The 12,462-nt window shown below is 43.7% G+C and carries 10 protein-coding genes; 7 read left to right on the plus strand and 3 right to left on the minus strand.

What is annotated here, in order from left to right; genetic code table 11:
• The first annotated feature begins 84 nt into the window (after nt 1–84).
• Complete coding sequence (locus tag DVG78_RS23930; protein WP_114065726.1) at nt 85–654, plus strand: DUF4136 domain-containing protein; 570 nt, start codon at nt 85–87, stop codon at nt 652–654.
• Nucleotides 655–743: 89 nt separating this feature from the next.
• Here the strand turns inward: DVG78_RS23930 and DVG78_RS23935 are convergent, their stop codons facing one another.
• Nucleotides 744–1,124, minus strand: coding sequence for a co-chaperone GroES (locus DVG78_RS23935; protein ID WP_114463555.1), 381 nt, complete (start codon nt 1,122–1,124; stop codon nt 744–746).
• A 76-nt stretch (nt 1,125–1,200) separates the two neighbouring features.
• A complete protein-coding gene (locus DVG78_RS23940; RefSeq protein ID WP_114463556.1) occupies nt 1,201–1,749 on the minus strand; it encodes a tetratricopeptide repeat protein in 549 nt (182 codons plus the stop codon).
• Between the two features lie 166 nt (nt 1,750–1,915).
• On the opposite strand from DVG78_RS23940, the gene DVG78_RS23945 reads away from it, so the two are divergent.
• Entirely contained in the window at nt 1,916–3,103 is a 1,188-nt protein-coding gene (locus tag DVG78_RS23945) for an acyl-CoA dehydrogenase family protein (protein WP_114463557.1), read from the plus strand.
• 63 nt (nt 3,104–3,166) lie between these two features.
• On the plus strand, nt 3,167–4,828 hold the full coding sequence (locus tag DVG78_RS23950; RefSeq protein ID WP_114463558.1) for an ArnT family glycosyltransferase: 1,662 nt from the start codon (nt 3,167–3,169) through the stop codon (nt 4,826–4,828).
• A gap of 70 nt (nt 4,829–4,898) precedes the next feature.
• Here the strand turns inward: DVG78_RS23950 and DVG78_RS23955 are convergent, their stop codons facing one another.
• Nucleotides 4,899–5,351: an NUDIX domain-containing protein gene (locus tag DVG78_RS23955; protein ID WP_114463559.1), complete on the minus strand. Its 453-nt coding sequence runs from the start codon at nt 5,349–5,351 to the stop codon at nt 4,899–4,901.
• A 269-nt stretch (nt 5,352–5,620) separates the two neighbouring features.
• Here DVG78_RS23955 and DVG78_RS23960 point away from each other — a divergent pair, with 269 nt between their 5' ends.
• The 4 genes from DVG78_RS23960 to DVG78_RS23975 all read left to right on the plus strand — a co-directional run bounded on the left by DVG78_RS23960 (nt 5,621) and on the right by DVG78_RS23975 (nt 12,446).
• A complete protein-coding gene (locus DVG78_RS23960) occupies nt 5,621–6,052 on the plus strand; it encodes a hypothetical protein (RefSeq protein ID WP_147277165.1) in 432 nt (143 codons plus the stop codon).
• Nucleotides 6,053–6,162: 110 nt separating this feature from the next.
• On the plus strand, nt 6,163–6,888 hold the full coding sequence (locus DVG78_RS23965; RefSeq protein WP_114463561.1) for a hypothetical protein: 726 nt from the start codon (nt 6,163–6,165) through the stop codon (nt 6,886–6,888).
• Nucleotides 6,889–7,107: 219 nt separating this feature from the next.
• The gene (gene mfd, locus DVG78_RS23970; RefSeq protein WP_114463562.1) at nt 7,108–10,497 is read left to right on the plus strand and encodes a transcription-repair coupling factor; all 3,390 of its coding nucleotides are present in this window, start codon (nt 7,108–7,110) and stop codon (nt 10,495–10,497) included.
• A 338-nt stretch (nt 10,498–10,835) separates the two neighbouring features.
• Complete coding sequence (locus DVG78_RS23975) at nt 10,836–12,446, plus strand: membrane dipeptidase (protein WP_114463563.1); 1,611 nt, start codon at nt 10,836–10,838, stop codon at nt 12,444–12,446.
• Nucleotides 12,447–12,462 lie beyond the last annotated feature (16 nt).

A 12,462-nucleotide genomic window follows, 5' to 3' on the forward strand; every position in this document is an offset into this window, starting at 1 on the left:
TTACAATAAATAATTTGCTTTTGTAGAAAATTTCGTATTTTTATCCAATCAAAACTGGTATAACACCAAACTCTAACATCCATCATGAAGCTTGCTAAACTTTTACCTTTTGTGTGCGTCGTTGTGTGGGCGGCGGGTTGCAATACCAATCGTCGGATTTTTGTGGAGCACGATTACAGTTATGAAACTAACTTTAAAGCCTACAGCACATACGCCTTTTTGGAATGTGAACGTGATACGGGTAACGTATGTACTGAAGTATACAATGCCATCCACCGACAAATGCAGGCACGTGGCTATCGCCTCAGCACAAGCAAGCCCACGCTTCTGGTAAACTACGGAATTTTCTACGACAACTTACGCTATCAGGGATACATGCAGCCCGTCATCAAAAACTGGGTTGATACCGAAGATGACTCCTTTAAATACGAGCCGATTCGCTACTCTTTGGACAAGGGAACGATTATTATTTCGCTGATAGACGCTGATACCGATCAGGTAGTTTGGAGAGGTTATGCCGCGGGTATTTTCAAAAATCCCAATGCTGCCAACAGCTACTATCGAAATGTGGTTCGGTCTATTTTTGATCAATATCCGCTCTTTGCTTCTGGCTATGACCCCCGTGGTGGCGGTCCTCAAGAAAGCGGAAGATAAAAATTATATCCCCATATTCATTTAAAAATAGTAATTCCCTGTGCTGATTTTACCAAAATCAACGCAGGGAATTTTTTTATTGTCCCAGTCTAATGGAACAAATCTTCGATGCGTTCGAGCATCAGGATGGCTGATTGAGGAACGATGACGTATTTCTCGTCTCCGTACATGACGTCGATGGCGTTACGTTGCAGGTAAATGGCCACATCGCCTTCCTGCGCTTGCAGCGGCATGTATTTTACCTTTTCCTCGGTTTCTTTCCAAGGCTCGTCTTCGGTAGGGGCAGGAATCGGAAAACCGGGTCCTACTTTAATGACATACCCAGTCTGTACTTGTTCTTTTTCGGTAACGGTAGGAGGGAGATACAACCCCGTTGGCGTTTGGTCTACGGGATTTTTGGGTTTAATCAGAACGCGGTCGCCTACCACGATGAGGCGTTTAAGCTTATTGTCGGAGGTTACTTCTAACATGTTTTAAATGATTACTGATGATAAACCTTAGGGTTCGCCATCCTTTAACGCAAACTTTTGAAAAAAAGTTGATGAATTAAAGAATCACTTTCCGACGGAAAGGGGGCTGACTGAGTACATAGGCCGCGTTTTCATCACCGAGTTCTACAGCTTTGGACAGGTCTTTTTCGGCTTGCGAAAGCTGATGCAATTTCAGACGGGCAAGGGCCCGCCAACGGAGGGCTTGCGGTTCTTCCCCGCGCGAAAACCAAACGGCTTTATCGAACGACAGAAAAGCGGTTTCGTATTCCGATAACTGGTAATGGGCCATTCCTTTTTGCAAATGCACTTCTGACAGCGTATTATCAAAACTCAGGGCTTCGGCAAAATCGTAGAGGGCAGAGTAGATATTTTGTTCTTTGAGGTTACATTGACCGCGATAGGCGTAAGCGATGGCTGATTTGCGGTACTCCTTAATTTTTTGGTTAAAATAATCGTGTGCTTTGGTATATTCTCCGTTGTTGAATAATTCAATACCTTCGGCTAAACGTTTTCGTTCTTTTTCGGCAGGCGTATCGTGGTCGGTAAGATAATACCGAAGTACGAGGTAAGGAATCAGTAAAAAAATCAGCAAAAACGTTTCCACGATGTTTGGGCGGTAATCGGTGGTAGCTAAAGTTACAATTTCATAACGTTTTGAATATGACTTTGGTTACAGGTTTCGACGAATTTTGTGAAATTAGGCAGATTTTATGGTAATTTTGGGCATCGTACCTACGTAATAACATTTACCGATTTACTGTCCAAAAATCATGAGTACTACTTTATCAACATCAACTCGACAAACCGATTTTTATCAACTAGATGATTTGCTGACCGAAGAGCACAAGATGGTTCGGGATGCGGTTCAGCAAATGATTAACCGCGATGTGCGGCCCATCATCGAAGAGTATGCCCAGAAGGCGGAGTTTCCTGCGCATTTGATTCAAAAGTTTGCTGAAATCGGTGCCTTTGGCCCAACCCTGCCGATTGAATACGGCGGCGGCGGACTTGATTATATTTCGTATGGTTTAATGACGCAAGAAATCGAACGCTGTGATTCGGGGATGCGCTCAACCGTGTCGGTGCAAAGTTCGCTCGTGATGTGGCCAATTTATGCCTACGGCTCCGAAGAACAGCGCCAGAAATACCTGCCCAAATTGGCCTCTGGAGAAATGGTGGGTTGTTTTGGCCTGACCGAACCCAATCATGGATCAAATCCGGGAGGAATGTTGACCTCCTTTAAAGAGGCAGGCGACCACCTGGTGCTGAATGGCTCAAAATTATGGATAACTAACTCGCCCGTGGCCGATATTGCGGTAGTATGGGCCAAAAATGAACAGGGACGGATTCGCGGATTGATTGTGGAAAAGGGAATGGAAGGCTTCTCGGCGCCCGAAATTCATAATAAATGGTCGCTTCGGGCGAGTGTTACGGGAGAACTGGTATTTGATAATGTGAAGGTACCTAAAGAAAATATTTTGCCCAACATCGAAGGCTTACGCGGGCCACTCGGCTGCCTCGACAATGCCCGCTACGGCATCGCATGGGGCGCGATTGGCGCGGCCATTGACTGCTACGAAACGGCATTAAAGTATTCGTTGGAACGTGAACAATTTGGCCGACCCATTGCAGGGTTTCAATTGCAACAGAAGAAATTGGCCGAAATGTTGACCGAAATCACCAAAGCGCAACTATTGACTTGGCGACTAGGAACCCTCAAAAACGACGGGAAAGCCACCACCGCCCAGATTTCAATGGCAAAACGCAACAATGTCGACATGGCACTGCACATTGCGCGCGAAGCCCGGCAAATGCTCGGGGGAATGGGCATCACGGGCGACTATCCCATTATGCGTCACATGATGAACCTTGAGTCAGTCATTACCTACGAAGGTACGCACGATATACATTTGTTGATTTTAGGGCACGAAATTACGGGGATTCAAGCCTTTAAATAAGGCACCAAAATAAATTAGAACATTAGTCATGATTGGCAATGTGTTGCCGTTTAAACCCACTTTATGCGTTGGAATAATAAGTATTTGCCCTTTTTAGGACTCATTGTGGTCTATATTATCGGAGCCGTAAAAATTGATATTATGGATATTGATGCGGCCCAATATGCCTCCATTGGCCGCGAAATGGCCGATAATGGTCAGTTTTTGGAAGTTCAATTTCGGGGTAAAGATTATTATCTGGACAAGCCGCCGTTGCTTTTTTGGCTTTCGGCCCTTGTGTTTAAAATAATAGGTATCTCAAATTTTTCTTACCGGCTGATTCCGATTCTGTCCACGCTACTGGGAATGTACGCCCTGTATCGGTTTTGTAAATTGTACTATTCGGAGCGAACGGCTTACATCGCCGCCTTGGTGATGGGAAGCTGTCAGGCATTCTTTCTGATGAACCATGATGTACGCTGCGATACGTTGCTCACCAACTGCGTTATGGTTTCTATCTGGCAAGTAGCTGAATACGTTAAAAGTCGAAATTGGAAACACTTCGTGACTGGTTTTGTCTTTGCTGGACTAGCGATGTTGGCCAAAGGGCCCATCAGTTTGATTGTGATTGGAGCCGCTTTTTTCGTTGATTTTGCCTTAAAACGCCAGTGGAAACAGCTTTTTGATTGGCGCTGGCTGTTGGGTCTACCTGTCATCGGATTGGTTTTGCTGCCGTATTGTGTCGGGCTTTATCGTCAGTATGGTTCAGATGGACTTTATTTCTATTTTTGGGAACAAAGTTTTGGACGGATTACGGGCGAGAGTGAATGGGACAATAGCCCGGGTCTTTTTTTTCAATCGCATAATTTTCTGTGGAGTTTTTTGCCTTGGGTTCTGGCATTTATACCCGGCCTTGTGACGAGGGTGCGGGACATCATCAAGCAACGATTTTTGCTTCCTGTGGCCGACGAAGCGATTTCGGTAGGAGGTTTCATCTTGCCATTTATGGCGCTCTCAACGGCTCAATACCAATTGCCGCATTATACATTTGTGGTATTCCCGTTGGCGGCAGTATTGACCGCTCGTTTTTTGGATAAACTCATTGAGCATCCCGAAGCCTCGTCTTTTCGCTGGACCCGCATTGGTTTAATCGTTACTTCGTGTGTGATGCTAATTGCCATCGTTGGGCTTTGTTTCTGGGCGTTTCCGTTGCAAAATATCCCTTTATTGATTGTCGCGATTTTGCTTGCGGTGCTGATTGTGCGTTTATACAATGGTAAGCGGCCCGGTTTTTCTCAATTGGTTTTTGCTCCTTTTCTGACGGGTCTTGGCATCAATCTACTGATGAACGCGCATTTTTATCCAAGTTTATTGAAATATCAGGCGGGTTCAGTGATAGGGCAGAAAGTAGCAGAAGATTACTCTGCAAGTGTTGCGGACTTTTATATTTATGAATTGGCGCCGGTCGATGAATACAATATTTTTCACAGCGCCTTGGATTATTATACCCAACGTACTACGCCCGTTTTGCGCTCACTTAACGAAGTAAAACAGCATTTTAAGCCCAAAAGTACCCTTATTTACACCGATGAGCAGGGATTGAAATCGCTAAATACGGCAGGACTTCGGTATAAGGAAGTGCACAAGGTTCAGAATTTTCACGTAACGGGCCTAACATTGCCTTTCTTGAATCCTGCCCTACGCGCCACCGAAACTCACCCTCGGTATTTGTTGATGGCCGATTGAAAAAGAAGCTACCGTATTATATAAACATGCAATGAAGCAGTCTCTTAATTTGAGGGACTGCTTCATTGTTTTAGCGAATAAAAACCTGACCTGTTTGACTCAGAGCATCACGCAACCAGTGCGGATTCATCATGGCAAGGTTATCGGGAAGTTGATCGGTTTTGAAAAATTGGAGTTCTAGCGTCTCTTCTTTTGAAAAGTCTTTACTTATCATTCCTGTCAATTGGGCCTCAAAGTAAGTAGTCACGTATTGAACCGACTTGTCGGGATAATGATACGTTTGTGAAGCGGGAGCTGAATAAACTCCAATCAAGCGTTTGATGTGCGCTTGTGTATTTGTTTCTTCCCATATTTCTCGAACAATGGCACCTACGACTGTTTCGCCAAATTCAACATGCCCAGATATAACACCCCATTGGTCTACATCTCTTCGCCTTTGAAGCAGAATCTCTCCCTGCTCGTTAAATATAGCGGCTGCCACGGCAGGAAATAGGGTTTGGTTTTTTTTAACGGTTGGATTCATAACATGTTTTTTGAAAATTGAACGTTAAATAATGGGTTTGGATATATTTCACAAAAGTGGGAATAGTGTCAAATCTCTCAGGTATTTCCCCAAAAGACCCCAATTCGGTTTCCAAAGCGCAGCTTAACCCTACCCCGGCACGAAGTTTTACCACTTTTAAAAGAAAGCTATTGAGCTGGTTCTATCGGTTCAAAAATAACCCATTGGACAAAAGAGATTTCCTGATTTCAACAATGCCTTTTTGCATAAAAGTAAATTATTTATTTAATATGAAAACATTAAGCATTTTATATCCACTCATAATCAGTGTTTTAGTTGCTTGCACAACCCAAGGGAATGAAGGGTTTGAGATGACTTCAAACTGTTACATGTATGCCAACAAAAAAGATACCATTCAGATGAACCTGCTTTGCCTAGGAACCAAAGTAAGTGGTGATTTGACCTATAAATTGTATGAAAAAGACCTCAACCAAGGCACCATTGAGGGGGAGGTAAGGGGAGATACCCTACTCGTTAATTATACCTTTAATTCAGAAGGCACCAGCTCAATTCGGCAAGTGGTATTTCTCAAACAAGGAGATAATTGGGTGGAAGGCTACGGGGATGTAGAAGTAACTGATGAAAAAGTGAACTTTAAAAACCCAAAAGCGTTAAATTTTAATAGTACCTTAATTTTAAAAAAAGCAACTTGCGGGAAATAATAAAGTGGCTTTTCTTAAGTACCTTCGTCAAAAGAAAAAGTCGTTTTAAGTGCGTATTGGCACAATTAACGCAAAAGGCTATCGTTGAATTACAAAATTTTACATCAAGTATGGTTCGTTTTTGGGGATTAATGATTGTAATATCAGGGTTGGCGATGGGGGTTGCTCAGGCGCAGGATTATGACCGATTTTCGATAAATATTGCGGGGGGCAAAAGCCTTTCCGTGCGAGAGTTGGCCACCAAAGTTTTTGGTAGAACAAGAGGAGGTGAGCTTGCCGACGATGGCATCGGCGCTCAGATAGTGTTGGCGTATTATCCCACCCGCCGATTGGGGTTGGCAACCCGTTTTTCATACAACCAAAACCGAACCCGCGAGGAAGGAATTAAATTGATTGCTTCGACTAACTATGGGGTAGAAAATCCCGTGGTTGAATCTACCGAAGGTTGGAATGCCATGAGTGCCATGATTGGCCCTTCTCTGCGATTGGGGGGGCGAAGACTGGGCTTGGAAGGACGCTTGTTGGTCGGTTATGCCGTGGTCAACAGCCCAATGTTTGTGACGACGGGTTCCTACCAAAAATACAATATAACGGTAAGCACCCAAACGCAGAACTCAGCTGATTGGGCCTATGGAGCGGGGGCAACGCTAAATATTGGCCTCATTGGCGGCCTTTCTATGGTGGTCAATACCGATGCCACTTTAATCAGCACAACTTTTAGAAACGTTAGTAATCAAATCACGACGGCGGGCTTTCCTACTGTGAATCAGCTTGTTGATATTGAGCAGCACGTGGGCGTTCTCAATGTGACGGGAGGACTGCGATTTGCTTTCTGATTTTTAAATCTTTTTTGTTTTACATTTGTTATAACTAAAGAGCCGATGAGAGAAAACCCCTCGTCGGCCTTTTGCTGTTTGATGGTGTTTGTCTATTTGATAGAAATCACAAGCATCGTTTGCGGTGAAAAAGTATCTTATCTGATTGAGAATTAGTAATATAAAGTTGCCACTTAACAATTAACCGCGCGGCTCAACCCTTCGCGCTTCAGTACATAAATGCTTTCAACTCAAGACTTTCTTAAATTATATTCGGACGATGCCCTCGTCCAAATGATTATCAGTCAGATTTCTGGTAAACAGCCCCACGTTCAGGTCAAAGGTTTGGCGGGTAGCTTAGATGCGGTGTTGCCAGCGGTAGTTTACCAACACCTTCCAAGACTATGCCTGTTGGTGGCCAGCGACCGCGAAGAAGCCTCCTACTTTCAAAATGACCTACAAAATCTGTTGGGGCGGGAAGTGCTGTATTATCCCACTTCTTACAAACGGCCGTATCACTACGAAGAAATTGAGAATGCGAACGTTTTGATGCGGGCCGAAATTCTGAATAAACTCAACGTGACCGCGCCGCAGGAATTGGTGATTGTGACCTATCCGGAAGCATTGTTTGAAAAAGTAATCAACAAACGTTCTTTGTTGTCCAATACCTTTTCGGTGAAAGTGGGCGAGCGGTTGGATGCGCAGTTTTTGCGAGAATTCTTGTTGGGCTATGACTTTGAGATTACAGATTTTGTGTACGAAGCGGGGCAGTTTTCGGTGCGTGGGGGAATTATTGATGTGTTTTCGTACGCGAGTGAGTATCCCTACCGGATTGAATTATTTGGCGACGAGGTGGAAAGTATACGTTCCTTCAATCCCGAAACTCAGCTCTCGGTGGAGAGCGTCAACCAAGTAAATATCATTCCTGATATTCAGAATAAACTCACGCTCGAAACCCGTGAATCATTTCTTAACTTTCTGCCTACCAACGCGTTATTGTGGTTTAAGGACGTTGAGCTGACATTGGAAGTGATTGAAGAATGTTACGAAAAAGCCGAAAAAGCCTTTGAAACTGTCAAGAGCGGTGACATTCAGATGGTGGCCGACCCTAACCAAATTTTTGAAACGAGGCGTGGTTTTCTGAATCAGATTAAGGCATTTAAAACGATTGAATTCGGAAAGCGTTTTTATTTTAAAGATACCAACTCCAAAAGCGAAGACGAATCTGGGCCCTCCAACGGTCAGCGGAATGAGACAAAAATGCTGTATTCGTCCAAGCCGCAGCCTTCTTTCAATAAAGATTATAAGCGACTAATTGACGATTTGTCGGAGCGGCAGCACCAAGGTTATACCAACATCATTGCGGCCGAATCCCCCAAGCAATTGGAGCGTTTGGAACGAATTTTTGAAGAGTTAGACCCCTACGTGCGGTTTAGACCGATGAATGTGTCATTGCGCGAAGGATTCATTGATGAGCAACTCAAAATCGTTTGTTACACCGATCACCAAATCTTTGTCAGGTTTCATAAATACCACGTCAAAGAGAAGTTTAGCAAGTCAAAAGCGCTGACGTTGAAAGAGTTAAGATCTTTAAAGTCAGGCGATTATGTTACGCACGTAGACTACGGTATCGGGCGATTTGCGGGGATGGAAAAAGTAGATGTAGGTGGTCGGGAGCAGGAGGCGATTCGGCTCATTTACCGCGACAATGACATCCTGTTTGTGAGTATCCACAGCTTACACAAAATTGCCAAATACACGGGCAAAGAAGGCACCGCCATTACAATGAGCAAATTGGGCTCGCCAGAATGGGAGAATAAAAAATCGAAAGTAAAACGCCAGTTGAAAGACATTGCGCAGGAATTGATTGCGCTGTATGCCAAACGTCGCTCGGCCAATGGATTTGCCTTTACCCGTGATACGTATTTGCAGGCCGAACTGGAATCGTCGTTTTTGTATGAAGATACCCCCGACCAAGCCAAATCAACCCAGGATGTGAAGGACGATATGGAAAAACCGCATCCTATGGACCGTTTGGTGTGCGGAGATGTGGGTTTTGGGAAAACCGAAGTAGCCATTCGGGCCGCTTTCAAGGCTGTTACGGACAGCAAACAAGTGGCGGTGCTGGTGCCCACGACGATTTTGGCGATGCAACATTACAAAACGTTCAGCGAGCGTTTGGCCGATTTTCCAGCGCGGGTCGAGTACATCAACCGTTTCAAATCCGACAAACAAATCAAAGAAATACTGAAAGAAGTGGAAGCGGGGAGGATTGATATTTTGATTGGCACCCACCGAATTGTGAATAAAGACATCAAATTCAAGGATTTAGGGCTGCTAGTGATTGATGAAGAACAAAAATTTGGAGTAAAAGTAAAAGACCGACTGAAGGAAATGCGGGTCAATATTGACGTTCTGACATTGACCGCCACGCCTATTCCGCGTACGTTGCATTTCTCACTCATGGGCGCGCGCGATTTGTCGGTGATTGGTACGCCTCCACCCAACCGTCAACCAGTTACGACAGAAGTTCACGTTTTTAATGAAGTATTTATTCGGGATGCCGTCAGTTATGAATTGAATCGGGGCGGACAGGTGTTTTTTGTCCATAATCGAGTAAACGACATTGATACCATCGGTAATATTATCATGCGATTGGTGCCCGAAGCCCGCATTGGGGTGGCACACGGTCAGATGGAAGGCGAAAAGCTAGAAAAAGTGATGATGAAGTTTATCGAAGGCGAATACGATGTGTTGGTCAGTACCAATATCATTGAATCTGGGATTGATATTCCCAACGCCAACACCATCATTATCAATTCGGCGCATTATTTCGGAATGTCGGATTTGCACCAAATGCGTGGTCGGGTAGGGCGGAGCAATCGCAAAGCTTTTTGTTATTTATTAACCCCCCAAATTTCCCATTTAACCTCCGACGCCCGCAAGCGGTTGCAGACCTTGGAGGAGTTTTCGGAGCTTGGCGACGGGTTCAAAGTAGCCATGCGCGACTTAGACATTCGCGGGGCAGGAAACCTATTGGGAGCCGAACAAAGCGGTTTTGTCAATGACCTTGGCTACGAGATGTACCACAAGATTTTGGATGAAGCCGTGCAAGAATTGAAACAAACTACGTTCAAAGATTTGTTCGATTTGGGAGAGATTGCGGAGCTAGTCAGAACCGACTGCCAGATTGAAACTGATTTGGCAATTTTAATTCCTGACTATTATGTGAAAAATATTTCTGAACGTTTGTCGTTATATACTCGTCTGGACAACATCAGTAGTGAAGATGAGTTAAGCGCGTTTGGTGATGAGGTTACAGACCGCTTCGGTCCGCTCCCTGAGGAAGTGAAAGGTTTGATAGAGATGGTGAGAATCAGGTGGATGGCCGAAGCGCTTTTTATGGAAAAATTGACCTTGAAAAATAATACGTTGAAAGGATACTTCCTGACAACGGGCAACGACGCTTTCTTCCAGTCCGATAAATTTGGGCACATCATCAGCCACATTCAGCGAAATCCAAAACGTTTTTCTTTAAAAGACCTAAAAAATAGGCTATTAGTGACTTGTTCAGAGGTGAAAAGCATCTCCGAAATGCGAAAGATTATGGAAGAGTTGACGATTGCTTAAAGCGTATTTATCATTAGTTACTTCACTTTATCCCTCTGTAAAATAAGCTATTTAAGCCTGTTCTTACGGAGGGATTTTTATGTCTTTATGGGTACTCTGCGTTCCCCGTTTGTTAATCATGCTAAGCTTTTTAACTGAAATGTACTTTCTGGTTATCTTATTGATTGCTAGAGTGTAAAAGTTATATCTTGCTGATGTTATCGCAAAAAAATGGAAAGAAAGATGCCTTTTAACCGCTTGATAAGAATATCACATGATAGTCAGCACAACTCTTGTGAAAACAGGGCTAAAGTTGTAGGTTAGATTTGCTAAGGCAAAAACGAAACCTCAATTTTACCATGAAACCTTATGTTGATTTTCATACGCATACTTTTTTGAAAACCCATCTCAACGTAGATGAGATTCAAAACGCCAAGTCCCCCTTTACGATACTGGATGTGGATATACCACTGAATGCCGATCAATTTGCCTTTAACGATGTGGTAGATTCGCAGGCAAGTTTTACGCAAATAGCGCAAGGAAAAGGCAACTTAGTTGTAGTATCACTGTTTCCCGTAGAGAACGCTTATACAAAGGCAACGTTCATCAAGCTGCTTAAATTACTTACGAAGGATTTGAGTAAGAAACTCATCCAGACCATTGAAAAAGAGCAGATAAGTTACTGGGAGATTTTAATGCGGGAATTGGAACACGCCCTAAAATACCAAAATACCCTTCATGACGTGGAGGACAACGGGGTAAAACGTCAGATTTCTTATAAATTCATCCACTCAATGAATGAGTTTGACGCCGCTCGTAATGATATTCTACACGTTATTTTATCAATAGAAGGAGGTCATGCTTTTTATGAAAACCCCCAGATACTCAATCAGAATCCTGCTAACATCATCAATCGTGTCAGAGAGTTTAAGACGCCTACTGCTACCCGACCACGTCTCAGCCACATTACTTTAGCGCATCATGCCCAAAATAGATTTGCCAATCAGGCCCATGCAATTCCTTTAGATTGCGCGGGCAAGGGCGGGGCTAATCCTGTGGGCGGATATAATCCTACGGGCTATGGATTGACGGAGGAGGGGAAAGATTTTGTTCGGGAATGCCTGAGAGAGACCGATGTTGAAAAACGTATATTGTTGGATATTAAGCATTTGAGTGTTATTGCGAGGGATGATTATTACAAATTAGTTGCGGCTGAGTTTCCTCAAACGCCGCTGATTGCTACCCACATGGGGGTTACGGGGTTTTCTGTAAGAAGCGCAAAATACGTTAAAGAAGGAAACTTAACCGACATTATTAGGGGTATTACGGAATTTACGGACAAAAGATGTTATAAGGTACACTATAACCAAATTTTTGCTTTTGAGTTGAACCGCGACACTGTTTGTTTCAATCCTTGGAGTATCAATCTCTATGATGATGAGATTGTAAAAATTATAGCATCAGGTACTTCGGGCGGATTGATAGGATTGGTAATGGATGAGCGGATTTTAGGTAAAACAAAGTCGATTACCAATTACCACTCACCTGAGTTGTTTAGTAAAAAAACAAGAGATGAACGCGGGTCGTTGCTAGATGCACCGCTTTGTGTCAATGGTTATTTGCAGGGAGGAGTTATTGAAGATGATATTTTAGACATCAACACCGACCCTCGCAATGCACACGCCAATGGTATTTACTATTTCTTAAATAACTGGCTGCATATTGTTAAAATCGGAGGTGACGAAGCCTGGAAAAGTGTATGTTTAGGAAGCGATTATGACGGCTTAATCAATGCTTTGGATATAGCTCCCAAAGCCAATTTTATAGAGCATTTTCGGCAACGACTCGCCGACGAACTTCCCATCATTGCGGCGATTAAAGAGGTAGTTTTGCCCGCATCACCCGAAGATTTAGTGGATGCACTGTTGTTTGACAACGCGGTAGATTTCCTGAAAAAAAACTGGAAATGAAGGACTTACTATATTC

Source organism: Runella aurantiaca, assembly GCF_003339505.1.
GTDB classification, from domain to species: domain Bacteria; phylum Bacteroidota; class Bacteroidia; order Cytophagales; family Spirosomataceae; genus Runella; species Runella aurantiaca.

Coding starts and splice junctions, on each gene's coding strand:
- DVG78_RS23930 (WP_114065726.1), top strand. CDS start 85: ATGAAGCTTGCTAAACTTTTACCTTTTGTGTGCGTCGTTGTGTGGGCG.
- DVG78_RS23935 (WP_114463555.1), bottom strand. CDS start 1,124: ATGTTAGAAGTAACCTCCGACAATAAGCTTAAACGCCTCATCGTGGTA.
- DVG78_RS23945 (WP_114463557.1), top strand. CDS start 1,916: ATGAGTACTACTTTATCAACATCAACTCGACAAACCGATTTTTATCAA.
- DVG78_RS23950 (WP_114463558.1), top strand. CDS start 3,167: ATGCGTTGGAATAATAAGTATTTGCCCTTTTTAGGACTCATTGTGGTC.
- DVG78_RS23955 (WP_114463559.1), bottom strand. CDS start 5,351: ATGAATCCAACCGTTAAAAAAAACCAAACCCTATTTCCTGCCGTGGCA.
- DVG78_RS23960 (WP_147277165.1), top strand. CDS start 5,621: ATGAAAACATTAAGCATTTTATATCCACTCATAATCAGTGTTTTAGTT.
- DVG78_RS23965 (WP_114463561.1), top strand. CDS start 6,163: ATGGTTCGTTTTTGGGGATTAATGATTGTAATATCAGGGTTGGCGATG.
- mfd (WP_114463562.1), top strand. CDS start 7,108: ATGCTTTCAACTCAAGACTTTCTTAAATTATATTCGGACGATGCCCTC.
- DVG78_RS23975 (WP_114463563.1), top strand. CDS start 10,836: ATGAAACCTTATGTTGATTTTCATACGCATACTTTTTTGAAAACCCAT.